Source organism: Acetobacter fabarum, assembly GCF_040702925.2.
Taxonomy (GTDB): Bacteria; Pseudomonadota; Alphaproteobacteria; order Acetobacterales; family Acetobacteraceae; genus Acetobacter; species Acetobacter fabarum_B.
In genome coordinates, this window is record NZ_JBFCXX020000001.1 from 327,969 (window position 1) to 352,746 (window position 24,778).

At 57.4% G+C, this 24,778-nt stretch carries 21 protein-coding genes; 5 read left to right on the forward strand and 16 right to left on the reverse strand.

Annotated features, from left to right (window positions below; translation table 11 throughout):
• Nucleotides 1-128 precede the first annotated feature (128 nt).
• From lpdA to AB2L51_RS01595, 10 genes are all read right to left on the reverse strand, one after another.
• Nucleotides 129-1,541: a dihydrolipoyl dehydrogenase gene (gene lpdA, locus AB2L51_RS01550; protein ID WP_395580827.1), complete on the reverse strand. Its 1,413-nt coding sequence runs from the start codon at nucleotides 1,539-1,541 to the stop codon at nucleotides 129-131.
• Between the two features lie 30 nt (nucleotides 1,542-1,571).
• Nucleotides 1,572-2,840: a pyruvate dehydrogenase complex dihydrolipoamide acetyltransferase gene (locus AB2L51_RS01555; protein ID WP_395580828.1), complete on the reverse strand. Its 1,269-nt coding sequence runs from the start codon at nucleotides 2,838-2,840 to the stop codon at nucleotides 1,572-1,574.
• A gap of 11 nt (nucleotides 2,841-2,851) precedes the next feature.
• Entirely contained in the window at nucleotides 2,852-4,213 is a 1,362-nt protein-coding gene (locus AB2L51_RS01560; RefSeq protein ID WP_395580829.1) for a pyruvate dehydrogenase complex E1 component subunit beta, read from the reverse strand.
• Between the two features lie 7 nt (nucleotides 4,214-4,220).
• The gene (gene pdhA, locus AB2L51_RS01565) at nucleotides 4,221-5,231 is read right to left on the reverse strand and encodes a pyruvate dehydrogenase (acetyl-transferring) E1 component subunit alpha (RefSeq protein WP_395580830.1); all 1,011 of its coding nucleotides are present in this window, start codon (nucleotides 5,229-5,231) and stop codon (nucleotides 4,221-4,223) included.
• 132 nt (nucleotides 5,232-5,363) lie between these two features.
• Nucleotides 5,364-5,840, reverse strand: a complete 477-nt coding sequence (gene moaC, locus AB2L51_RS01570) for a cyclic pyranopterin monophosphate synthase MoaC (RefSeq protein WP_395580831.1) — start codon at nucleotides 5,838-5,840, stop codon at nucleotides 5,364-5,366.
• A 2-nt stretch (nucleotides 5,841-5,842) separates the two neighbouring features.
• Complete coding sequence (gene trpC, locus AB2L51_RS01575; protein WP_395580832.1) at nucleotides 5,843-6,709, reverse strand: indole-3-glycerol phosphate synthase TrpC; 867 nt, start codon at nucleotides 6,707-6,709, stop codon at nucleotides 5,843-5,845.
• Complete coding sequence (trpD, locus tag AB2L51_RS01580) at nucleotides 6,706-7,836, reverse strand: anthranilate phosphoribosyltransferase (protein ID WP_395580833.1); 1,131 nt, start codon at nucleotides 7,834-7,836, stop codon at nucleotides 6,706-6,708. Before trpD ends, trpC begins: the two co-directional genes overlap by 4 nt.
• Complete coding sequence (locus AB2L51_RS01585) at nucleotides 7,829-8,425, reverse strand: anthranilate synthase component II (RefSeq protein WP_395580834.1); 597 nt, start codon at nucleotides 8,423-8,425, stop codon at nucleotides 7,829-7,831. The genes trpD and AB2L51_RS01585 overlap by 8 nt, the downstream gene beginning before the upstream one ends.
• A 58-nt stretch (nucleotides 8,426-8,483) precedes the next feature.
• Nucleotides 8,484-10,019: an anthranilate synthase component I gene (gene trpE / locus AB2L51_RS01590; protein WP_395580835.1), complete on the reverse strand. Its 1,536-nt coding sequence runs from the start codon at nucleotides 10,017-10,019 to the stop codon at nucleotides 8,484-8,486.
• Nucleotides 10,020-10,027: 8 nt separating this feature from the next.
• On the reverse strand, nucleotides 10,028-11,944 hold the full coding sequence (locus AB2L51_RS01595; RefSeq protein WP_395580836.1) for a peptidylprolyl isomerase: 1,917 nt from the start codon (nucleotides 11,942-11,944) through the stop codon (nucleotides 10,028-10,030).
• Between the two features lie 232 nt (nucleotides 11,945-12,176).
• Between AB2L51_RS01595 and tpiA the strand changes: the two genes are divergently transcribed.
• The 4 genes from tpiA to kdsA all read left to right on the forward strand — a co-directional run bounded on the left by tpiA (nucleotide 12,177) and on the right by kdsA (nucleotide 15,900).
• Nucleotides 12,177-12,917 carry a triose-phosphate isomerase gene (gene tpiA, locus AB2L51_RS01600; RefSeq protein WP_395580837.1) on the forward strand — a complete coding sequence of 247 codons (741 nt, stop codon included), beginning with the start codon at nucleotides 12,177-12,179 and terminating at the stop codon, nucleotides 12,915-12,917.
• Between the two features lie 27 nt (nucleotides 12,918-12,944).
• On the forward strand, nucleotides 12,945-13,289 hold the full coding sequence (gene secG / locus AB2L51_RS01605) for a preprotein translocase subunit SecG (RefSeq protein ID WP_395580838.1): 345 nt from the start codon (nucleotides 12,945-12,947) through the stop codon (nucleotides 13,287-13,289).
• Nucleotides 13,290-13,432: 143 nt separating this feature from the next.
• Nucleotides 13,433-15,067 carry a CTP synthase gene (locus tag AB2L51_RS01610; RefSeq protein WP_395580839.1) on the forward strand — a complete coding sequence of 545 codons (1,635 nt, stop codon included), beginning with the start codon at nucleotides 13,433-13,435 and terminating at the stop codon, nucleotides 15,065-15,067.
• The gene (gene kdsA, locus AB2L51_RS01615; RefSeq protein WP_395580840.1) at nucleotides 15,064-15,900 is read left to right on the forward strand and encodes a 3-deoxy-8-phosphooctulonate synthase; all 837 of its coding nucleotides are present in this window, start codon (nucleotides 15,064-15,066) and stop codon (nucleotides 15,898-15,900) included. The genes AB2L51_RS01610 and kdsA overlap by 4 nt, the downstream gene beginning before the upstream one ends.
• Nucleotides 15,901-15,978: 78 nt before the next feature.
• On the opposite strand, the gene gyrB is transcribed toward kdsA, so the two are convergent.
• The 6 genes from gyrB to mutM all read right to left on the reverse strand — a co-directional run bounded on the left by gyrB (nucleotide 15,979) and on the right by mutM (nucleotide 23,962).
• The gene (gene gyrB, locus AB2L51_RS01620; protein ID WP_395580841.1) at nucleotides 15,979-18,417 is read right to left on the reverse strand and encodes a DNA topoisomerase (ATP-hydrolyzing) subunit B; all 2,439 of its coding nucleotides are present in this window, start codon (nucleotides 18,415-18,417) and stop codon (nucleotides 15,979-15,981) included.
• 93 nt (nucleotides 18,418-18,510) lie between these two features.
• Nucleotides 18,511-19,644, reverse strand: a complete 1,134-nt coding sequence (recF, locus tag AB2L51_RS01625; RefSeq protein WP_395580985.1) for a DNA replication/repair protein RecF — start codon at nucleotides 19,642-19,644, stop codon at nucleotides 18,511-18,513.
• A gap of 50 nt (nucleotides 19,645-19,694) precedes the next feature.
• Nucleotides 19,695-20,819: a DNA polymerase III subunit beta gene (gene dnaN, locus AB2L51_RS01630; protein ID WP_395580842.1), complete on the reverse strand. Its 1,125-nt coding sequence runs from the start codon at nucleotides 20,817-20,819 to the stop codon at nucleotides 19,695-19,697.
• A 117-nt stretch (nucleotides 20,820-20,936) separates the two neighbouring features.
• Nucleotides 20,937-22,373: a chromosomal replication initiator protein DnaA gene (gene dnaA / locus AB2L51_RS01635; RefSeq protein ID WP_395580843.1), complete on the reverse strand. Its 1,437-nt coding sequence runs from the start codon at nucleotides 22,371-22,373 to the stop codon at nucleotides 20,937-20,939.
• Nucleotides 22,374-22,714: 341 nt separating this feature from the next.
• Entirely contained in the window at nucleotides 22,715-22,984 is a 270-nt protein-coding gene (rpsT, locus tag AB2L51_RS01640; protein ID WP_166109779.1) for a 30S ribosomal protein S20, read from the reverse strand.
• A gap of 138 nt (nucleotides 22,985-23,122) precedes the next feature.
• Nucleotides 23,123-23,962: a bifunctional DNA-formamidopyrimidine glycosylase/DNA-(apurinic or apyrimidinic site) lyase gene (mutM, locus tag AB2L51_RS01645; RefSeq protein WP_395580844.1), complete on the reverse strand. Its 840-nt coding sequence runs from the start codon at nucleotides 23,960-23,962 to the stop codon at nucleotides 23,123-23,125.
• A 29-nt stretch (nucleotides 23,963-23,991) separates the two neighbouring features.
• On the opposite strand from mutM, the gene AB2L51_RS01650 reads away from it, so the two are divergent.
• Nucleotides 23,992-24,774 carry a class I SAM-dependent methyltransferase gene (locus AB2L51_RS01650; protein ID WP_025825263.1) on the forward strand — a complete coding sequence of 261 codons (783 nt, stop codon included), beginning with the start codon at nucleotides 23,992-23,994 and terminating at the stop codon, nucleotides 24,772-24,774.
• Nucleotides 24,775-24,778: the final 4 nt, after the last annotated feature.

Consider the following 24,778-nt stretch of genomic DNA (forward strand, 5'->3'; position numbering starts at 1 on the left):
TTATACCCAAGAAGTTCAGATAGAACTGGAATGCCCCTGCATACGCGTCAAGGCGGTGGAGAGGCGATAACCGGGAATGGGGCATCAAACCCGCGAGAGTGATGCCCTACCCTTTTGAAAACAGAAGACTAAAAGTGCAAAGCGCCGTCATAGGCCGCAAGAACGGCCTCATGCATGGATTCAGAAATGGTGGGGTGCGGGAAAATGGTTTCAGCCAGTTCCGCTTCCGTCAGTTCCCCTGTGCGGGCAATAACGTAACCCTGAATCATTTCAGTCACTTCAGCGCCAATCATATGCGCGCCAAGAAGTTCGCCGGTCTGGGCATCAAAAACCGTTTTGATCAGCCCATCGGGCTCACCCATTGCAAGGGCTTTACCATTGGCGATGAGCGGGAAGCGGCCAACACGTACCTTGTAACCAGCCTCCAGCGCTTTTGCTTCCGTGTAACCAACAGAGGCAATCTGCGGGCGGCAGTAGGTGCAGCCGGGTATTTTGGTCGGGTCAATGGGGTGGACTTTTCTGCCCGCAATGGCCTCCACACACATCACGGCTTCATGGCTGGCCTTGTGGGCAAGCCATGGCGCACCGGCCAGATCACCAATGGCGTACACACCGGGCTCGCCCGTGCGGCAAAGCGCATCTGTGACCACATGCGTCCGATCGACCTGGATTTTGGTCCCTTCCAGTCCGATTTTTTCCACATTGCCAACAATGCCAACGGCAGAAATTACCCGTTCGGCAATCAATGTATCGGTTTTACCATTGACGGTAACGGGAATGCTGACCCCGGTTGCCGTTTTCTGCAACGTGCCGATCTTGGCGCTGGTTAGCACCCGAATGCCCTGTTTTTCAAAGGCTTTGCGTGCAAGCTGGCTTATTTCCACGTCTTCTACGGGCAGAATGCGCTCGGCAACTTCCACCAGTGTCACGTCAGCACCCATGTTACGGTAGAAGGATGCAAACTCGGTGCCAATAGCGCCAGAACCAATAACCACAAGGCTTTTGGGCATGGTTTCTGGCACAAGGGCTTCCTTATAGGACCAGATGAATTGACCATCCGGTTCCAGCCCCGGCAGCACCCGTGCGCGTGCGCCCGTTGCCAGAATAACGTGCTGGGCGGTGAGCGTAGTGGAGGCCGCCCCATCCTTGCTGACGAGTACTTTACGGCGTCCATTGGCCAGTGTGCCGTCCAGCTTGCCGTGGCCGTCAAAAACCGGAACCTTGGCCTTTTTAAGCAGATGCGCAACACCTGCGGACAACTGCTTGGAGACGGACCGGGAGCGAGCAACAATTTTTTTAAAATCAAAGCTTACGCCATCGGCCTTAAACCCATAGGCGGACAGGTCGTGCAGCAGATGATTGATTTCCGATGCCCGAAGTAGCGCCTTGGTGGGGATGCACCCCCAGTTAAGGCAGATGCCACCAAGATGCTGGGCTTCAACCACCGCAACGGAGAGTTTAAGCTGGGCAGCGCGCAGAGCGGCAACATACCCACCCGGCCCGCCACCAATGACGATCACATCAAAATCTGTCTGGCTCATGATGCCAAATTTCTCCCGCAAAAAGCTGCGTTACAGAACAAGAGCCAGAGGTGCCTGCACAATGTTACGGAAGGCCGAGAGCCATTTGGCTGCCATGGCCCCGTCCACCGCACGGTGATCGACCGAGAGTGTTACAGTCATGACTGTAGCCACTTTAATCTCGTCACCACTCACAACAGGTTGTCTTTTACCAGCGGCAATGGCCAGAATGGCGGCCTGAGGGGGGTTCACAATAGCTGCGAATTCCTTGACGCCAAACATCCCCATATTGGAAATGGAGAACGTACCGCCCTGAAACTCTTCGGGCTTCAGCTTGCCTGCTCTGGCGCGGGAAACCAGAGATTTGGCCTCCTGACTGATCTGCTTGAGGCTTTTGCGGTCAGCAGCCCGCACAATGGGGGTGATCAGCCCGTCATCAAGGGAAACCGCCACCGAAATATCTGCATCTTCATGCAAGATCATGGCGTCTTCCGTAAAGGAGGCGTTGACTTCGGGCACCTGCTTGAGGGCAAGAGCCGCCGCCTTGATCAGCATGTCATTAACCGACAGTTTGAATGCATCCTGCCCTTCATCATGAGACAGGGCGTTGAGCTGTGAGCGTAATGCCATAAGCGCATCAAGCTCCACATCCATGGAAACATAAAAGTGCGGAATGCTCGCCTTGGATTCACTCAACCGGCGGGCAATCACCTTGCGCATGGTGGTATGTGGCACCGTACGGCTTGTGCCCGTGGGGAGAGGTGCATTTGTCTGTGCGACGGGTTTGGGAGCAGCCGCTGGCTGCGCGGCAGCAGATTCCACATCGCGTTTGACTATGCGCCCGTTAGGCCCTGTTCCCTTGACGGTGGACAGATCCACTTTTTTTGCAGCAGCAATGCGGCGAGCCAGCGGGGAGGCAACAATGCGGCTGGCCGGGCGCGAGGTCTGTGATGCATCCGCCGGGGTAACCGGCGCACTGGCTGTTGTGGCGGATGGTGCTTCAGCACCTGCTTGCGCGGGTACCTGGGCAGGCACTGCGCTGGTGGAAGACGGTGTGGCAGAGTCCGGCACAGCCTCCCCTTCTTCCACCATAATGGCGATGGGCGTATTGACCGCAACACCCTCGGTCCCTTCGGGAACAAGGATGCGGCCAAAAATGCCATCTTCAATGGCTTCTACTTCCATTGTGGCCTTGTCGGTTTCGATCTCGGCCAGAACATCGCCATTGCTCACCGTATCGCCCTCTTTTTTCAGCCAGCGGGCAATCTTGCCCTCTGTCATGGTGGGAGAGAGGGCGGGCATCAGAATTTCAATTGCCATCTTTCATCACCTCAGATCAGGCTGCGCACGGCTTTAACCACGTGCTCAGACTGTGGCAGGGCCAGTTTTTCCAGATTGGCTGCAAACGGCATGGGCACATCTTCACCAGCAACACGCACGGGGGGCGCATCCAGCCAGTCAAAGGCATGTTCCATAACCTGCATGGCAACTTCGGAGCCAATACCAGCAAACGGCCAGCCTTCTTCCACTGTTACAAGGCGGCTGGTCTTTTTAACGCTGTTGACAATTGTGGCTGTATCCAGCGGGCGAATGCTGCGCAGGTTGATTACTTCGGCCTCAATCCCCTGCCTGGCAAGTTCGGCTGCTGCATCCAGTGCTGTGCCTACGGCAATGGAAAAGGCAACAATGGTGACATCGGTGCCAGCCCGTTCGATCTTTGCCTTGCCAATGGGCAGAATGAAATCTTCATCAATCGGGCAAGGGAACTTCTGCCCGTAAAGAATCTCATTTTCCAGTACGATCACCGGGTTCGGGTCGCGGATAGCAGCGCGCAACAGGCCCTTGGCGTCCGCTGCGGACCATGGGGCAACGACTTTAAGCCCCGGCACATGGCCGTACCAGCTTGCATAACACTGCGAATGCTGGGCACCCACACGTGCGGCAGCACCGTTAGGGCCACGGAACACAATGGGGCACCCCATCTGCCCGCCGGACATATAGAGCGTTTTGGCTGCGGAGTTGATGATGTGGTCAATGGCCTGCATGGCGAAGTTCATGGTCATGAACTCGACAACAGGTTTAAGCCCTGTCAGGGCTGCGCCAACTGCCATGCCGGTAAAGCCATGCTCGGTAATGGGCATGTCCAGCACACGCTTGTCCCCAAATTCCTGCAACAGGCCCTGCGAGATTTTGTAAGCACCCTGATACTCGGCCACTTCCTCACCGAGCAGGAATACGTCTTCATCACGGCGTAGTTCTGCCGCCATGGCGTCGCGCAGGGCTTCACGCACGGTAATCTCCTGCGTTTCACCCCAGTCCTGTTCGGGTTCGGTTGTGCCCAGAGGCGTGGCGGGCGCGGTTGCGGGCGGAGCCGTGCTGACTGCCGGTGCTGGCACGGGAGCGCTGGTGGTGGGCGCATGGTTTGCGGTACCGGTGTCGGGTACGGCCTCACCATCTTCAACCACAATGGCTATGGGGGTGTTGACGGCAACGCCTTCAACACCTTCGCCGATCAGCACACGGCCAAGAATACCGTCTTCAATGGCTTCAATTTCCATTGTGGCCTTGTCGGTTTCGATCTCGGCCAGAACGTCGCCAGCGGTAATGGTGTCCCCTTCCTTTTTCAGCCAGCGGGCAATCTTGCCTTCGGTCATGGTGGGGGAAAGGGCGGGCATTAAAATTTTAGTCGCCATAATCTGCTCAGGCCTCCAGCACAACGTCCGTATAAAGTTCAGAAGGATCCGGTTCCGGGCTGGTCTGCGCGAATTCGGCTGCGTCGTTCACGACGGTTTTAATTTCGGCTTCCATGGCTTTGAGCGTGGCGTCCTCAACCCCGGCGTCCAGCAGGATATGCTTGACGTGTTCAATCGGGTCACGCGTCTTGCGCACCTGATCAACTTCCTCACGCGTACGGTATTTGGCCGGGTCGGACATGGAGTGACCACGGTAGCGATAGGTCATCATTTCCAGAATGTAAGGGCCTTTGCCCGCGCGGCAGTGTGCCACGGCCTGAGTGGCGGCGTCATGCACGGCGGCAACATCCATACCGTCCACCTGCATGCCGGGAATGCCCCAGGGCTCGCCATTTTTGTAGAGATTGTGGGAAGCCGAAGCCCGCTCGATGGCCGTGCCCATGCCGTATTTGTTGTTCTCGATGACAAAAATACAGGGCAGCTTGTGCAGGGCGGCCAGATTGAAGCTTTCGTAAACCTGCCCCTGCCCCGCTGCGCCATCTCCAAAATAGGCGACAGACACTTCATCCGTACCGCGATATTTGTTGGCGAAGGCCAGACCAATGCCAAGAGCTACCTGAGCGCCAACAATGCCATGTCCGCCATAAAAGTTCTTCTCGCGTGAGAACATGTGCATGGAACCGCCCTTGCCATGCGAGTAGCCCGTGGCGCGGCCTGTCAGTTCAGCCATAACGCCCCGTGGGGACATGCCTGCGACGAGCATCTGCCCGTGGTCGCGGTAGGAGGTGATCAGCTTGTCCCCATCCTTGAGGCACATCTGTAAGCCGACTACAACCGCTTCCTGTCCGATGTAAAGGTGGCAGAAGCCCCCGATCAGCCCCATGCCGTAAAGCTGTCCGGCTTTTTCTTCAAATCGGCGGATCAGCAGCATGTCATGATAAGCTGTTAAAAACTGTTCCCGGGTCAGTGATGGGCCGTTGCCACCGACTGCGCCGATCAGCTCAGATGTTGTTTCCATGTATGGACCCTCTACGATACATAGGTAAATGCGTCTCAAACGTAATGTCTTGGCGGCCAGGGACTACTGGGCGGTTCGAGCATTTTATCGTGTTTTTTGCATAAAAAATGCTGTCTGATCAGGGCACCTTGCTTATCTGGCGTTATATTCTCCTGACCTGCCACCGCTTTTGTGCCGTAGCCGGATATTGTCGATGCGCATGCCACGGTCAACGGCCTTACACATGTCATAAAGTGTGAGAGCCGCGACAGACACCGCGGTCAACGCCTCCATTTCCACTCCGGTTGCGTCTTTTGTTGTAACAGAAGCGGTGATCTCGATTTTGTCATCTGTGGCGACAAGATCAAGCGTGACAGATGTCAGGCGCAGCGGGTGGCACAGGGGGATGACATCAGCCGTTTTTTTTGCGGCCATAATCCCCGCAATCCGGGCTGTGGCCAGCACATCCCCCTTGGGCATGGAACCCGAGACGATCAGATCCAGCGTATGGCGCTGCATATGCACTTCTGCCGCCGCAACAGCCTTGCGGAAGGTCTCGTCCTTGTCGGATACATCCACCATCCGGGCATGCCCGGATGAATCCAGATGGGTCAGGGGCTGTTCGCGCACTGTTACTTCAGTCCGAGCAATGCGCGTGCAGCAGCTCCGGGGTCTGGCTGGCGGAGCAGGGTTTCACCCACCAGAAAGCCCGTGACACCAATGGCGGCAAGCTGGGTAATTTCCTCGTGTGTTTTAATGCCGCTTTCGGAGATGATAATCCGGTCAGGCGGCACCAGAGGGGCAAGCAGGCTGGTGGTGTTGATGTCTGTTGTCAGGGTTTTGAGGTTACGGTTGTTAATACCGATCAGAAACGTGTCCAGCGCCAGAGCGCGGTTCAGTTCGTCCTCGTCATGCACTTCCACCAGAACGTCCATGTCCAGACCCTTGGCGTGATCAACCAGTTCCAGAGCCATTTCGTCTGTCAGAATGGACATGATCAGCAAGATGCAGTCAGCACCGATCATCCGGCTTTCGTAAACCTGCCACGGGTCGAGGATAAAGTCCTTGCGCAGGACGGGCAGCGCGCAAGCGGCCCGGGCCGTTGCCAGATCCTCGTTTGCGCCGTGGAAGCATGAACTTTCCGTCAGCACGGAAATGCAGGCCGCTCCCGCCTGTTCATACGCAAGGGCGATCCGTGCGGGGTCGTACTCTTCTTGCAAGATACCGGCAGAAGGAGACGCCTTCTTGATCTCGGCAATCAGGCCCACGGCGCGGTCGGCGGCTTTTTCCTTGAGCGCACGACCGAAGCCCCGTGGTGCTTCCTTGGTTTCCTGCGCTTTGGCCACAACTTCCTTTAAGGGATGCAGTGTGGAGCGATGTTCCACTTCCAGCCGTGTCCGCGCACAGATGCGGGCCAGAACATCTGGCAGTTCATCTACTTTGCAGTCAGGTGTGACGGCAGCGGAAGCTACAGTGGACGTGGAGGATGTATCGTTCATGATTGTCCTGTCATGTCTCCGGCGTGTGCATCCGAACGGGATGCACGTAAACCATTAAGCACCGCAAGGGCAGTGCCGTTGTCGAGTGCGCATGCGGCGGTTGCCACATTATTCCTGAGGCGGGCCGGGTCAATCCGGCCATTGTGCAGGACAGTCTGTTGACCGGCAACATGCAGCGCAAATGCCGCGTTCAACAACACAGTATCACGGTATGCCCCATGTGCGCCACGCAGGAGTGCTTCCAGCGCCTGCGCGTTATGCTGGGCATCGCCCCCTTTAATGGCGGATACGGGGGCGTAAGGCAGCCCCGCCATGTCCGGCTCAATCAGGTAGGACTGAATCTGCCCGTTTTCAAGCGCTACAGCCTGTGTGGGGCCTGCCAGTGTTACTTCGTCTATGCCGCCCTGCCCGTCCTGTGGCTGGCCGCAGACCGTCCACACACATTCCGACCCCAGACGGGCCAGTACTTCCGTAACGGGCCGGAGCCACTGGGTGGAAAAAACCCCCATAAGCTGGCGTTTGACACCAGCAGGGTTAACCATGGGACCAACCAGATTGAACAGCGTGGGTAGCGCCAGCACTTTTCTGGCACCCGCGGCATGCCGCATAGCGGGGTGGTGGTGCGGTGCGGCCATAAATACCACGTGGTGGCGCGCAAGCTGTTCGGCAAGAACCTCTGCATTGGAAGACAATGGCACACACAGGGCCGCCAGCACGTCGGAGGCTCCGGCAAGGGAGGAAATGGCTCTGTTTCCATGCTTGGCTACAGGCACGCCAAGGGCAGCCAGCACAAAGGCTACGGCGGTGGAAACATTCAGAGTGCCGTAATTATCTCCCCCCGTGCCACAGACATCAATCGTGTTGTCGGGGGCGTTGGGGACGGGGTACATCCGTTGCCGCAGGGCGGTTACAGCGCCAAGCAGTTCATCCTGCGTTTCCCCGCGCACGCGCAGCGCCATTAAAAAGGCGGCAATCCGTTCGGGTGGAACGTTGCCATCCATAATGCTGCCAAATGCGGCTTCCGCCTCTGCGACACTCAGGTTTTTGCGCTGTGCAAGAGCCTGCAGAACCCCGGAAAAAAAAGCCGGGCTGTCCGCGCTGCCAATCGTCGCGGCGGGCTCAGGCATGGAGCAGGCTCGCAGTCCATGCCCGTGCGTGGGTCAGAAAATTGCGGAGCAGATCATGCCCGTGCTCCGATGCAATGCTCTCGGGGTGGAACTGTACGCCCGAGATGGGGTACTGCTTGTGCCGCACGCCCATAACCACGCCATCGGCCGTCCATGCCGTAACTTCCAGATCATCGGGGATGCTGGAAGGTTCAAGGGTCAGGCTGTGGTAACGGGTCGCATTGAACGGACTGGGGAGCCCTTCAAAAACATCAGTCCCATTATGGAAAACAGGGCTGATCTTGCCATGCATGGGGGTTGGAGAGCGTACAACCTGCGCCCCAAATACCTGCCCAATGGACTGGTGACCAAGGCAGACGCCAAAAACGGGCACCTTGCCAGCGGCGGCGGCTATCAGGTCACAGCAGATTCCTGCCTCGTTCGGGGAGCAGGGGCCGGGGGACAGAACAATGGCGTCCGGGGCAAGGGCCATGGCCTCTGCCACGCTGAGCGTATCGTTCCGGCGGACGTCGCACTCCTCACCCAGTTCGCCCAGATAGTGAACCAAGTTGAAGGTAAAGCTGTCATAATTGTCGATCAGTAGGATCATGGCGGAATGATGACCTTTTCGTGCGCACGGGTCAAATGACGTGTCGGAAAGGCGCGGTTTAACCGCGACCTGTCCGTGCCATTATCAAGGCTTCCTCGGCTGCGCGGAACACAGCGCGGGCTTTGTGCTGAGTTTCCTCATACTCTGATTCCGGCACACTATCCGCCACAACCCCGCAGCCTGCCTGCACATGCATGGCGCCGTCTTTGACAACGGCCATGCGCAGGCCAATGCAGGTGTCCATATCACCCCCTGCACCAAAATAACCTATGCAACCGGCATAGGTGGCGCGGCGGGTCCGTTCGACCTCGTCAATAATTTCCATGGCGCGGATTTTAGGGGCGCCAGTCAGGGTTCCTGCAGGAAAAGCCGCAACCAGAGCATCCAGCGCCTCCAGATCAGGCTTGAGTGTGCCCTCCACATTGGAAGAAATATGCATGACGTGGCTGAACCGCTCGATCACGAACCGTTCCGTGACCTTCACGGAGCCGGGGGAGCATACGCGCCCGACATCATTCCGGCCCAGATCAATCAGCATCAGGTGCTCGGCGATTTCCTTCTGGTCGGCCAGAAGATCCTGCTCAAGTGCCAGGTCCTCAGCCGCGGTTTTACCGCGTGGGCGCGTTCCCGCCAAAGGCCGCACGGTCATTTTGCCGCCCCTGAGCCGCACAAGAATTTCGGGGGATGACCCGACCAGCGAGAAGTCCCCAAAATCCAGATGGAACAGAAAAGGAGCTGGATTTATGCGCCTGAGCGCACGGTAGAGAGAGAGTGACGGCAGCGCAAAAGCTGTTGAAAAGCGCTGGCTTGGTACAACCTGAAATGCATCGCCCGCAGCAATATAGTCCTGAATACGGGTAATGGCGGCGCAAAAGTCCTGATGTGTGAACGTGGAGGTGGGTTCGGCAAAGGCTGGTACATCCGCAGGAATGTCTGCCGGGGGGAGTGCCCCGCTCAGGCAATCTCTGGCGCGCTGGAGCAATGCCTGTGCGCGTTCCCATGCTTCTGGCGCTGTTTCGGTCGCATTGGGGCGGACGGGGGCCGCCAGAATAAGCTCGTCCGTTACCGTATCAAAAACAGCAAAAAGGCCCGGGCGCATCAGAATGGATTCTGGCAGGTTCAGGTCGTCTGGTGGTGCGTCTGGCAGGTGTTCCATCTGGCGCACCATGTCGTACCCCAGATACCCGAACAGGCCGCCAATCATGGGGGGGAGTTCGGGCGGGAGGTCCATGCGGGACGCGTGGATAAGGGCACGCAGGCTGGCCAGTGGCGCGGTACCTTCGTCTGGTACGGCTTTTGTGGGCAGGCCGTTGTGGCATGTACTGGTGCTGACCTTGCCGTTATGGCAGGTCCATACCAGATCGGGCCGCAGGGCAATAACGGAATAGCGCCCGCGGGTTGTGCCGCCCTCTACACTTTCCAGCAGCAAGGTATATTGCCCTGTGCCACCTTCCAGATGTGCCAGCCGCATGTAGGCGGAAACCGGGGTCAGCAGGTCAGCAGGTTCCACAGAGTAAATAATGGAACCCCTGCCCGCTTCCCATGCCGCAAAACAGTCCTGTTTGCTGGGGGAAGCTGCCGTGTGGGCCTTCATGCCCGGATTCACTGGACTGGTCCTCCAAATCCGGCGGCAGACAGGGCTGCCTGAATGGCGGCGTTGTTAATGTGCGGGGGCAGACGCTTGTTAAGGTCCTGCACATAGCTGGCCGCCAGATCATCACCATAGGCCTGAGTCAGGTTGTTTTTCAGCTTTTGCAGAACATCAATGGGTGCCGGAGGATTGGGTACAAAAACCTTGGTCACCACAGCGACAAAAAAAGTGTCCGTATTTTCAGCCATAACGGCCTGCCCTGCCTTCATGCGGGGGATGTAGCTGGCAACTTCGGGCGGTAAGGCCTTGTCGGGGTTGGCCAGAGAAAACGGAATATCACGGGTAATCTGACTGCCAGAATTAGTCTGACCTGCAATGCTTCCCTTCTGGCGGGCGGCCAGAAACAGGGATGTTGCCTGCTGGTCTGCCGTATGGTGGCGGGTATCGGCCTGCCATGCAGCCAGCACATCGTTCCTTGCCTGCTCAAATGATCGGGGGGTGGCGGGTGTTATGGAATCAACCTCAACCGCAAACCAGCTATTATCCGGGCCTTCAAGCAGATTAGGCGGATCTCCGGCTTTCTGGACAAATATCTGATGCACAATGGCATCGCGCAGTTTACCCGAAGCCGGAATCGGAGCGGGCTGTTTTTCAGCCGTATTGCCCTGCGCGTCCAGTGAGCCGGAAATGGCAGCAGCACCAATCGTATCCGGAATGGCATCCAGCCCTTTGCCCGCAATAGCGTCCTGCAGCTGCCTGCGGCGTTCGGTTACAACCGACGGTGCTGCCGCAGTCCGGTACTGCTGCAAAATTTCCTGCCGGGCCCCTGCAAAGGAGGTACTATGCGCGGGTAGGATTTTGGTCACCCGGAAAACAGACCAGCCCATTTCGGTTTTAACCGGCCCCGTAACCTGCCCTTGCTGTGCCTGAAACAGAACCTGCTTGAGTACGTCAGAGGGAATGGTTGCGGGGCGCGCGCCCGGCATTTCCACCGACGCGGCGCCTTTGATGGCACCTTGCGCGGCCTGCCAGTTCCCTTTGAGTTTCCATGCGTCGGCAATTTTCTGGGCGTCAGCTTCGGATGTGGCTGTGATGAGCTGAATATCGCGGGTTTCTGGCACGTTGTAGTGGCTGCTTTGTGCATCATACGCGCGCTTGAGCTGCGTATCATCTACTGTAATCGTATCCGCTACGGTCTGGGGGGACAGGACCACAATGCGTGCATGCCGCAATTCCGGAGTGCTGAACAGCCACAGATGGTTCGTATAATAGCGCTGCAAGGTTGCAGTGTCCGGTGCAGGTGGGACCGGCTGTGCAGCAACAGGAATGCTGATCAGGTCCACCATGCGTGTGGTTGCGCCGTAATCGACCAGGGTCTTGAGCAGGGTGTTGGAGACGCGGCTCCCCTGCGCCAGGGGTTGCAGCAGGGTACGTACGGTCAGGTCATCGCGGATCATGTCCAACACCTGCTGTTCGCTTAACCCCTGTGCACTCAGGCGCTGGTTGAACACGGCGCGGTCAAACTGGCCAGTCGGCCCTTTGAAGTAAGGGAGGGAAAATACTTCCTCCCTGATGGCGGAGTCCGGCACAATGATTTTAAGCTGGCGAGCGGCCTCAAGCAGTTCGGCCTGCGCAATTAGGCGTTGCAAAATCTGGCGCGCAATCTGCCCCTGCATGATGGGAGACAGGGCTGAAGGGTCCTTGACCCCCATCTGCTGGGTGATTGTCGGCATTTCAGAGCGCAGGGCCATGGCCAGGTCACGCGTGGGTATGCGGTGCTGGCCAACCCGGGCCACCACATCCGTCTCTTCGCTCATGAAACCAATAACGTCGCCAATACCCCAGCCGACAAAGGCCAGAAAAATAACAATGGCAACAACGCGGCCCAGCCACGATTCAACAAGTACTCGGCGCAGGTAGGAAATCATGACCCTATGGATCCACAGCTCATCATAAATGGTTTATGCTGATTGCAGCACATCTTGGGGCGGCACCATAAGCGGAGGTGTGTCGCTTGACCAGACATAACCGTTGTGGGGCAGCAATAAGGTATAAACCCTCTCTTGCGCCTGAGTGTGCGTGTATGGTTTAGCCTGTTGCCAACAGTGCCATGGCAGACGCACATGCAGCGCGTGGCAGCACAGGAACTGGAGGAAGGGTATGAGCAGGCAGATTATTGTCGGCAATTGGAAAATGAATGGGACACGCCAGGATGCACAGGCGCTGGTACAGGCGCTGGTAAGCAGCCTGCCCGCGACTGCGCCGGATGTGGTTGTCTGCCCTCCCTTTACACAGCTGGCGCTTGTGCAGCCCGCGCTGGCTGCCTCCCCTATCGGCCTTGGTGCGCAGGATTGCCATAAGGACGTTGCCGGAGCGCATACGGGCGATATTTCTCCCACCATGCTGGCCGATCTTGGCGTCAGCTATGTGATTCTTGGTCATTCAGAGCGGCGGCAGGAACATGGTGAACTGGACGAAACCGTGCGTGAAAAAGCCGTGGCTGCTACCAAGGCGGGCCTGACCCCGATTGTCTGCATTGGCGAGACGGAAGACCAGCGTGAGAGCGGTGAGTATGAAGATGTGCTCGGCTGGCAGATCAAGGGCTCGCTTCCCGATGGTTTTGCCGGTATTGTGGCATACGAGCCCATCTGGGCCATTGGAACGGGGCTTGCCGCGACAACCGACCAGATAGCCCAGACCATGTCTTTCCTGCGTGCCGAATTGGTCCGACAGTTTGGTGAGGCTGGAAAAACTATCAAAATCCTGTATGGAGGGTCCGTAAACGCCGGGAATGCTGTTTCCGTTCTTTCCATTCCCGAGGTTGCGGGCGCACTGGTTGGTGGCGCGAGCCTTAAGGCGGATGCATTTCTTTCTATTGTCAACGCAGCATCCGCTGCCTGACATTGCTGCTTTGATCTGGAACCCGACATGACGACAGCCCTGCTGATCCTGCATTTCTGTGTCACCATTGCTCTGATTGGCGTTGTGCTGATTCAGCGGAGCGAAGGTGGCGGCCTTGGTATTGGTAACAGTCAGGGTATGGGCGCCTTTATGTCCGGCCGCGGGACGGCCAACCTGCTGACCCGCACAACGGCCGTGCTGGCAGGGCTGTTCATGCTGCTCTCTCTCCTGCTTGCCATGCTCTACAAAGGTGGCGTAACCGGTGCCGGGCACGACATTCTGGCTCAGCCCCCGGCGGAAACCGCCCCCGTGGCAACATCGGCTCCGCCCGCGGTCCAGACAAAAGCGCCCCCTGCGGCTCCCAAGCCCTGAAAAATGCTGACATCCTTCTCTGATATCCGGTTGGTTTACAGAGAAGGTTATGAGTTTTTGTCCCCCGCATGCAGCAATGCATGCGGTGGATTGTGTTTGTTTATCCTTCTCCACCCGCTCCAGTCCGTGTAGGAATTCTGCTCATGACACGCTTTGTCTTTATTACTGGTGGTGTGGTGTCCTCTCTTGGCAAGGGCATTGCTTCAGCCGCTCTCGCAGCGCTTTTGCAGGCGCGTGGCTACAAGGTCCGCCTGCGCAAGCTGGACCCCTACCTGAACGTGGACCCCGGCACCATGAGCCCTTACCAGCATGGTGAGGTGTTCGTAACTGATGACGGAGCGGAGACGGACCTCGACCTCGGCCACTACGAGCGTTTTACTGGCGTTAACGCCACGAAAGAGGACAACGCGACAACCGGGCGCATTTACTCCGACGTGATCGTGCGTGAGCGGCGTGGAGATTACCTGGGGGCCACCGTGCAGGTCATCCCCCACATTACAGATGCCATTAAGGACGTGGTGGTTGCCAACACGGATGATCTGGACTTTGTTCTGGTCGAGATTGGTGGAACCGTCGGGGATATTGAAAGCCTACCGTTCCTTGAAGCCATTCGCCAGTTGCGGAATGATCTGGGCATGGACCAGACCATGGTGGTCCATCTGACACTGCTGCCGTGGATCCCTTCTGCCGGGGAGCTTAAAACAAAGCCGACCCAGCATTCGGTCAAGGAATTGCAGAACGTAGGCCTTCAGCCGCAAATCCTGCTCTGCCGCTGTGATCGCCCGATCCCGCCGACCGAGCGCCGCAAGATTGCAAACTTCTGTAACGTTCGCCCCGAAGCGGTTATTGCCGCACGGGATGTGGATACGATTTACGCCTGCCCCCTCTCCTACCATGCGGAAGGGATGGATACGGAAGTTCTGCGCTACTTTGGCCTGCCATATGCTGAAGAGCCCGATCTTTCCAACTGGCAGAATATTGTGGACGCCCTGCGCCATCCCGCGGGGGAAGTGCGCGTGGCTGTGGTGGGTAAATACACAGCCCTGCTCGATAGCTACAAATCCCTGAACGAAGCCCTGCTGCATGGGGGGATTGCCCACCGTGTTAAAGTGACGCTCGACTGGATTGATTCTGAGCAGTTTGAAAAAAATCCGGCCACGCTGGAAGAAAAACTGAGCGGTGCAGATGCCATTCTGGTGCCCGGTGGTTTTGGTGAACGTGGCTCTCAGGGTAAAATTGAAGCCATTCGTTATGCGCGTGAAAAAGGCATTCCGTTCCTTGGCATCTGTTTTGGCATGCAGATGGCTGTTATTGAATGTGCCCGCAATCTTGCCGGTTTGAGCGATGCATCTTCCACCGAATTCGGCCGGACAGAAGAGCCGCTGGTCGGCCTGATGACCGAGTGGGCGCGTGGCAATGAACGTTTGCGCCGGAGCGAAGGCGGCGAACTGGGCGGTACCATGCGTCTGGGAGCTTATCCGGCCACTCTGGTGCCCGGCTCCCGTGTTGCGGAAGCTTACGGAACCAGCACCATTCGCGAACGTCATCGCCACCGGTATGAAGTGAATATCCATTATAAGGATCAGCTTGAAAAAGCGGGGCTGCGTTTCTCTGGTCTGTCTCCAGATGGTATTCTGCCAGAAGTGGTCGAATATCCCGATCACCCGTGGTTTATTGCCGTGCAGTACCACCCTGAGCTTAAATCCCGCCCCTTTGCGCCACATCCCCTGTTTGCCGGGTTTGTGGGGGCTGCTGCAGCCAAGGCAAAACAGGCATGATCCCGGCCAATGGCGTGCCAGTTGAAATTGGCGGGCTGAGTATTGGGAATAATTTGCCTTTTGTGCTGATCGCAGGGCCATGCCAGATTGAATCGGCTGCCCATGCCATGGAGACAGCCGCAGCTCTTAAAGAGATCTGTCAGGCTGCTGGTGTGGGGTTGATTTATAAAAGCTCGTTTGACAAAGCCAACCGTACCAGCCTTTCCAGCGCACGAGGGGTCGGGCTGAAGGATGGACTGGCTATTCTGGCCGATATTCGCCAGACATATGCTCTGCCGGTCCTGACAGATGTGCATACGGCAGAGCAATGCGCCCCGGTGGCGGAAGCGGTGGATGTGCTGCAAATCCCCGCTTTTTTGTGCCGACAGACTGATCTGCTTCTGGCTGCGGGCGAAACCGGTGCGGCAGTCAATATTAAAAAGGGACAGTTTCTAGCCCCATGGGACATGCAGCATGTTGCCGCCAAGGTTGCCTCAACCGGTAACCAGCGCGTGCTGCTGTGCGAACGCGGGACCAGTTTTGGCTATAATACGCTGGTGAATGATATGCGGGGCCTGCCGATTATGGCCCAGACCGGTTTCCCTGTGGTGTTTGATGCAACACATTCGGTGCAGCAGCCGGGTGGTATGGGGACGGCAAGTGGTGGGCAGCGTGAGTTTGCCCCCATTCTCTCCCGCGCGGCGTTAGCCATTGGCGTTGCCGCACTGTTCATAGAAACACATGAAGACCCGGACAAAGCACCGAGTGATGGGCCAAACATGTTGCCCATCAGCCAGTTGCCTGTTTTGCTTAAACAGTTCCGTGCCATAGATCGCCTGATCAAAGGCCCGTAACAGCCTCATGAATGATGCATAAAAAAAGACGCCATGGTTATCCATGGCGTCTTTTTTGTGAGCGAGTGGGGATTTTCCTTACACGTCCAGATTGGCGACCTTAAGTGCGTTACCCACAATAAAGTCACGCCGTGGCTCAACCACATCGCCCATCAAGGTTGTAAACACATCTCCGGCCTCTTCCACATCCCCAACGCGTACCTGCAAAAGGGTACGCATGGCGGGGTCCAGTGTGGTTTCCCAAAGCTGTGCGTCGTTCATTTCGCCAAGACCTTTAAAGCGGTTAATGGCAAGGCCACGGCGCCCCTGTGCAAGCAGGCGCGTAAACAGGTCAGACGGCCCGTTCAGGCGGTGTTCCGTGGTTTCAAACTTCAGCACAACGCCGGTTGCAAAGTCTTTCTGCAACCGCAGCAGTTGGGATGTCAGCCAGCGTGCATCGGCCCCTGCCAGTGTAGTGGGGTCTATGCGGTACATTTCGCCAACGCCACGGACATTGCGCGCGAGTTCCACGCCATCCACGCTGGCAACGGCTTTCCAGCCCCGCTCGGTGGAGGGAGACGCCGCATCCAGCCGCTGCTGGAGTGCAGGCATGCGCTGCTGGAGCTGTTCAAGATCAGCACTCAGTGCGCCAGCAAGAACAACCTGCTCGACAATCCATGGGGGAATACGTGTGGAAATACGGGAGATAGCCTGACACGCCTGCCGGATAAACGGCAGATCAGCCTCAAGCTCCGCATTGCTGACCGTGCGGCCATCGGCATAGACAAAGCTTGCATTGCTGAGCGCTTTATCCAGCAGATACTGCTCCAGTGCCGCATCGTCCTTCAGGTAGGTTTCCTCATTCCCGCGTTTGGCCCGGTATAGGGGGGGCTGGGCAATGTAGAGGTAACCGCGTTCGATCAGTTCAGGCATCTGGCGGAAGAAGAAGGTCAGCAGCAGGGTACGAATATGGGATCCGTCCACGTCAGCGTCAGTCATGATGACAATGCGATGGTAACGGAGTTTTTCTATGGAAAAACCACCCTGATCAACTTCCCCACGGCCAATGCCTGTGCCCAGAGCGGTAATCAGCGTGCCAATTTCAGCAGAGCCAAGCATGCGGTCAAAACGGGCGCGCTCGACGTTCAGGATTTTACCTTTGAGTGGCAGAATAGCCTGAAAGCGCCTGTCCCTGCCCTGCTTTGCCGTGCCGCCTGCGGAATCCCCTTCCACAATAAACAGTTCAGCTTTGGCGGGGTCGCGGGCCTGACAGTCTGCCAGCTTACCCGGAAGGGACGAAACATCCAGAATGCCTTTGCGGCGTGTGAGTTCGCGCGCCTTGCGCGCAGCCTCACGGGCAGATGCGGCATCCAGCACCTTGGAAACAACAGTCTTGGCTTCCTTGGGATGGGTTTCAAACCAGTGGGCAATAATATCGGCCGCAGCCGCATGCACCACAGGCTGCACTTCGGAGGAAACAAGCTTGTCTTTGGTCTGGGACGAAAATTTGGGGTCCGGCACTTTAACTGACAGAACGGCGGTCAAGCCTTCACGCATGTCTTCACCCTGAAGGGACTGGGCGTCTTTTTTGGCAATGCTTTCAGCATATTTGCCAACAACGCGGGTCAGGGCCTGACGGAACCCTGCCAGATGCGCCCCACCATCCCTTTGAGGAATATTGTTGGTGAAGCAGAGCATGGTTTCATGAAAGCTGTCGTTCCAGCTCAGTGCAAATTCAACCTTGATCCCATTGTCCGGGTTTTCCAGACTGCCGGTAATTGGCGGGGTGATCAGGGATGTGCGTGAACGGTCAAGCCAGTTTACAAAGGCTTCCAGTCCGCCTTCATAGTAGAATTTTTCTTCCCGCACGGGGGTAATGCGGGCGTCCCGCAGGACAATTTCCAGACCGGAGTTCAAAAAAGCCAGTTCGCGGAGCCTGCGTTCGAGAATGGTAAAATCGAACTCGATCCGGGGGAAGGTCTGCAAACTGGGCTTGAAGGTGACCTGTGTACCGGTTTCTTCAGCCGATGGGCCAACAACCTCAAGCGGAGCATCCCGCTCGCCATCATGGAAGCGGATGCAGTGTTCATGACCATTGCGCCAGATACGCACATCCATCCATTCCGAAAGTGCGTTCACAACGGCTGCGCCCACGCCATGCAGGCCGCCAGAAACCTTGTAGGAGTTCTGGTTGAACTTGCCGCCCGCATGTAAGCGGGTCAGCACCACTTCGGCAGCACTGATGCCTTCCTCATGGTGCATATCGGTTGGGATACCGCGTCCGTTATCGCGGACAGTTACACTGCCGTCTGCGTTAAGGGTGAGAACACAGCGCGATGCAAATCCGGCCTGCGCCTCGTCCACCGCGTTATCAATGATCTCGAATGCCATGTGGTGCAGGCCGGAACCATCATCAGTATCACCGATGTACATTCCGGGCCGTTTGCGGACAGCATCAAGCCCCTTCAGCACAGAGATAGACGCGGCATCATACTCTTCGGTACCAGCAGATGGCGTGGGCTGAGAGAGGTCTGTCATAAGAATGCTGCACTCCGCAAAAAAAGAATGGAAGCCATTGTGGTCTTATACTCCGCCCACGGCATTGCGACCAGCGCCCGAAGGCCCCTTTTGTCAGTAGATCGACAAAAAAGCGCCCTGCCGGAGTGTCGCGAACTCGGCATGCCCCTGCAATGGCGCAAACGGAGCCCGATCCGTGCCGGTTATGAGCACAGTACTTTGAAAATCTTGTAGAATTTTTTGCAAGGACAACCGGCGCTGTTCGTCCAGATGGACCAGAGGTTCATCCAGCAGCAAGAGCGGGGCAGTTCCCCTGTGATCCCTGACCAGACGGGCATGGGCCAGAATAAGCCCGATGAGCAGAGATTTCTGCTGGCCAGTGCTGGCCAGTGCTGCCGGGAGCTGTTTTTTAAGATCGGTAAGCGCGAAGTCGCTCTTATGCACCCCAAGGCTGGTGCGCCCTTTTTCCCGGTCCATCATGCGTGAAGTGGCCAGTTGTTCCCTGAGCCAGTCTTCCACCTGCAGGGCAGGATTCTGGCCCAGCCTGTCCGCTATGGTGCAGAGCAGCTTGATCTGCACTGCGGGAAATGCCTCCATGTCCTGTCGGGCGTAGAGGTTGATCTGGCGGACAGTCTCGTTCCGTGCGGCTGTGACCGATACGCCATGCCGCGCCATGGCCGCCTCCAGCCCGGATAACCAGACGGGTTCATTGGCGCGGGTTTGCAGCAGGCGGTTTCGCTGGCTCATGGCACGGTCATAGGCTGCCAGTTCGCGCGCATGATGGGGATAAGCCGCCATGACCAGCCGATCCAGAAAACGCCGCCGCCCGGATGCGCTTTCGCTGAACAGCCGGTCCATCTGCGGGGTTAGCCAGACAGCGGCCAGAGGATTTTCCCACGTGTTCTGGTTACGCAGGGGTTTGCCGTTGAGCAGAAAAATGCGACGTGGGGCATCGGTTCCGGGCTGAAGCCCCGTGCCTAGTTCCATGGGGGCGCCATCAACCAGAATTTGGGAGGCAATGCCCCAATGGGTACTGCCATTCTGGCCAAACTGGCCAAGGGATGCGCCGCGCAGGCCACGACCGGGTGTCAGGAGCGAGGCCGCTTCGAGCAGGTTGGTTTTCCCGCTGCCGTTTTCCCCCGTCAGCACAACAATAGGAGCCTGGGGGCAAAGGGTGAGCTGGTCGTAGTTCCGAAAGCGGCAGAGGGTCAGTCTGGCCAGTTGCAACCGTGTGGAAGGTTGCCCCACCTTGCTGGTGAACAAGGTGGGTAATGTGTGCAGGTGTGGTGCGGCGCTTGTCACACGCGCATCGGCATCAGAACATACAAAGCGGACGGGCTATCCACATCCCGGACAATGGTGGGGGATGCACTATCCGCGAAGCAGAACTCGACCTCTTTTTCCACCTGATCAGTAATATCGTTGAGGTAGCGGGCCTGAAAGCCGATTTCCAGCGCTTCGGCGTCATAGGAAATCCGGTTGTCGTCCAGTTCTTCCTTGGCGGTCCCCTGCTCTGCGCTGCTGGCGGAGAGGGTAAGCAGGCCGGGCTCGAGCATCAGCTTAACCGGGCGGGAGCGTTCCTGGCTAATGGCGGCCACACGGGCCACGGCATCGGAAAAGTCTTTTTTGCCAACGCGCAGAATACGCGTGTTATTGCGCGGAATAACCCGTTCGTATTCGGGGAAGGTGCCATCTATCAGTTTGGAGGTCAGGGTGATCGGTCCAACCGTGAACTGAATTCTGGTTTCAGAAAGGGCAACGCCAATGTCTTCCGGCGCTTCATCAATCAGCTTGCGCAGTTCTGCCACGGTTTTGCGCGGGATGATCACACCGGGCATGCCTGCGGCACCTGCGGGCATTTCTGCCTCCACCCGTGCCAGACGGTGGCCGTCCGTGGCAACGGCGCGCAGTTGCGGCTTGCCCTCAATGTCTGCGGCATGCAGGAAAATGCCGTTCAGGTAATAGCGTGTTTCTTCCGTGGAAATGGCAAAGCGTGTGCGGTCGATCAGCGAACGCAGGACCGCACCATTCAACTGGAACTTGTGCGGGAAGTCTCCTGCCCCCATGGACGGAAAATCGTCAACGCTCAGCACATTCAGGTGGGTGGCATAGCGGCCTGCGCGTAGGTGGAGCTGGCCATCGCTGTCTGTCTGGTCGAGTTCAACTTCAACGCCATCAGGCAGCTTGCGCACGATTTCGTACAGCACGGATGCGGGAGCAGTCGTAGCCCCCTCCCGCGTGATGGTGGCGGGTATGGTTTCAACCACCTCGATTTCCATGTCGGTGGCTTTCAGGCACAGCTGCCCGTTTGTAGCCTGCATGAGCACGTTGGCGAGAATGGGAATGGTGTTACGCTTTTCCGCCACGCTCTGGATATGAGCCAACGCTTTAAGGAGCGTTGCGCGCTCTGCCGAAAACTTCATGTATCCCTCTTTCCTGCACAGCAAGTTCTGCACTCCTGAGCGGAGATGGAACCCGTCTTATCCATTCTAAAACTAACAGGCCGCATTTATCCGTCAATCTTTTTGAAGGTACTGGTTCTAGCTCTCCAGCATGCGGCGCATCAGTTCCACATCTTCTGCAAATGCCGCGTCACGCTCCATCAGTTCCGTTACGCGATTAACCGCGTGCATGACGGTGGTGTGGTCACGATTACCAAACTTGCGGCCAATTTCAGGCAGCGAACGGCTGGTTAACTGCTTGGCCAGATACATGGCCACCTGACGCGGGCGGGCCACGTTGCGCGCACGGCGGGCGGAGGACATGTCCGTTAAGCGGATATTCCAGTGTTCAGCCACTTTTTTCTGGATTTCCTCAATGGTCACGCGCCGGTCGTGGGCCTTGAGAATATCGTGCAGCACATCCTGTGTGGCTTCGAGCGTAACCGGACGGCCAAACAGGTTGGCATGGGCGATCAGGCGGTTCAGTGCGCCTTCAAGTTCACGCACATTGGATGTGATCTTGTGTGCAAGGAACTCCAGCACCTTTGCCGGAACCACCACACCGGATGCAGCCGCCTTGGCTTCCAGAATGGAAATGCGCAGTTCAAATGTCGTGGCGTGAATATCTGCCACCATGCCACAGCCCAGACGGGTGCGGAGCCTGTCCTCCAGCCCGGACAGGTCCGAGGGGGACTTGTCGGCTGAAACCACGATCTGCCGCCCTGCATCCACCAGAGCGTTAAACGTATGGAAAAACTCTTCCTGCGTATTGTCCTTGCCGATCAGGAACTGGAGATCGTCGATCATCAGGACATCCACGGAGCGAAGCTGCTCCTTGAACTCGATCGTGGACTGGGAGCGAATGGCCGCAATAAAGCGGTACATGAACTTTTCGGCGGACATGTAGGCCACCGAGACATTGCCACTTTTAACCAGTTCCGCACCAATGGCGTGCATGAGGTGCGTTTTACCCAAACCTACGCCACCGTACAGGAAAAGCGGATTAAAGCCGACGCTGGAGGGTTTTTCGGCCACCCTGCGCGCGCAGGCATAGGCAAATTCATTGGGTTTGCCGACAACGAACGTGTCAAACGTAAACCGGCTGTCCAGCGCGGTTACAAGGTCACTGCGCACTTCGGCAACGGGGCGGCTTGCCGGGCTGCTGTCTTCCGTGGGGAGGGGGGCACTTGCTGGGGCTGCGGCAACTTCAGTGACAGGGAGCGGAGCCGGGTCGCCGGCGCGTGCGACCTGCAATTCAACCCGCCGAAGGGAGGGAACCTCATTGTGCCACAGCTCGTTCAGCCGGTCGCCGTACTGGCTGCGGACCCAGTCACGCAAAAAGCGGGTGGGCAGAAGGAGCGTAATTTCGTCACCATCAATCGGCCCGAGGGCAATCTGGGTTAGCCAGGTGCGGTATTCAACCTCCCCGACCTCACCTTTCAGGCGGCCACAGATACGCAGCCACGATTCCGCAAGGCCTTTATTGTCTTCCAGTCGGGAAAAGGCGCTTTCGTCATCGTCCACTCCGATTGTCATTTTTGCTCCCGAGCGGTCATTAAAGGCGCATATGCTGCGCAAAAAAGTCAACGGCGTCCGTGCTCTGGCACAGGCTGCCGGTGCTAGTTTATCCTGATGCGTATACCTTGCCTCAGCAGGACCGTGGATACTCTTTTTGGTCTGGCTTGCTCAAGGGTATTCTAACCAAGATAAAGCAGTGTCATGCCTGCGGGCAACGAAAAAGCATTTCCGGGCTGCAAGACAGGATGATAGCAGGAAATAGCCCTATACAAAAAACAAAGCCGAACCATCAGCCTGATGATTCGGCTTTGCTGCAAACAATCGCATGGGCTCCCCCTGCGGGGTGCCCGATCGCCTGATTACGCTGCTGCCAGCGCTTTGATACGGGCAGACAGGCGGGAAATCTTGCGGGCAACCGTGTTGTGGTGTGCAACGCCTTTGCTGGCTGCACGCTGGATTTCCGGCTGTGCAACGCGGAGGGCTTCACGAGCGGCTGCCTGATCCCCGGCTTCAATCGCGGTTTCCACTTTCTTGATGAAAGTACGCATGCGGGATTTGCGGGCCGTGTTACGGGCAGTCCGCTTTGCGGTCTGCCGGATGCGCTTACGCGCCGAAGCGATATTCGCCATGAGTTTCTATTCTGTCCAGCACTAAGAAAAAGTAAGGTGCCAACGCGCCGCAATGGCTCGTCAGCACAAAGAGTAAGCGGTGCTGTAATGCACGCATGCGCTTTCAGTCAAGCATGTTCCGGTCCGAACGCTCGAATTTTACCCGTTTTTCTGATGTTGCGGGCAGAAAAACGTCGTGCGACCGGCTTGTGTCATATGCTGCACACCCGCGCATCCGGGGCTGCCCGGGCAGGTGGGGCACGGCTGGTTCTTTTTGCCGTAAACCTGCCATGCGTGCTGGAAGTAGCCGAGCCCGCCCTCTGGTCGCACGTAGTCCTTCAGGCTGGACCCACCTGCGGCAATGGCGTCCTGCAGAACGGCGCGGATGGCGCGGACCAGCCCCCCTGCGGCTCCGGGTTTGAGGTCGCAGGCGGGCATGGTTGGCGCAATGCCTGCACGGTAAAGGGCTTCGCATACATAAATATTACCCAGCCCGGCCACTACATGCTGGTCAAGCAGGAAGGGTTTTATGGCTGTGCGCCGCCCCTTGCCTGCGTCCAGCAGGGTTTGTGAGCTGAACCGGTTGCCCAATGGTTCCGGTCCCATTTTTACAAAAGCACGGTAGGTGCCTTCCTCATCGGTGGGAACAAGGTCCAGCATGCCAAAACGGCGCGGGTCTATGTATCCGCAGCGTTTGCCGTCATCGGTTACAAAAACCACATGTTCGTGCGGTTGGGGCGTTTTGGGAGAATCGAGTAGCACCCGCCCGGACATGCCCAGATGCAGCACAATCGACTGGCCACAGGACAGGCGGATAAGAATATATTTGCCCCGTCGATAAAAGTTCAGGATCGTGGAGCCCGTAACCTGCTGTGAAAAATCGGCAGGAATCCGCCATCTCAGGTCATGGCGACGGATGATGGTCTGTTCAATGACGCGATCTTGCAGGGCTATCTGCATACCGCGCATCACGGTTTCTACTTCGGGGAGTTCCGGCATGGCTATAAAGCAGGGTATAGAGGAAACCCATGACCGACAACTCTTTTGCGCCCTCCCCCGCTCCTTCTGACGTCACTGTGGAAGAAACGGATTTTGGCTTCCGCTCCGTCAGGAAGGAAGAAAAGAAAAACCTCGTCCGCGGCGTGTTCGACAGCGTGGCCGGACAATACGACGTGATGAACGATATCATGTCGCTGGGTATCCACCGAATATGGAAGCGCATATTCGTAACGGAACTCGGCCCCCAGCCCGGTCTGACACTGCTCGACCTTGCCGGTGGTACAGGCGATATTTCGTTCGGCTGGCTCAAGGCAGGTGGTGGCCCTGTTGTTATGACCGACATCAACCGCAGCATGCTCTCTGTCGGGCGTGACCGGGCTCTGAACCGTGGTCTGGTCTCTGACCTTTCCTTCTGCGTCGTGGATGCCGAGGCTATTCCCGTGCGCGATATGTCTGTAGATCGCGTTTCCATCGCCTTTGGTTTGCGCAACTGCACGGACAAGCTGGCCGTGATCCGCGAGGCGCGCCGCGTGCTCAAGCCCGGTGGACGCTTTTTGTGTCTGGAGTTCTCGCGTGTGCAGGTTGCCGCGCTGGCTCCTATTTATGATGCGTGGTCCTTCAAGGTGCTGCCTGCCATGGGCGGGATCGTAGCCAAGGACCGGGAAAGCTACCAGTATCTGGCGGAAAGCATACGCATGTTCCCGGATCAGGAAACACTGGCGGATATGTTCCGTGAGGCTGGTCTGTCCCATGTGCGTTATCAGTCCCTGTCTGGCGGGATTGCGGCCATTCATTCCGGCTGGCGTATCTGATCAG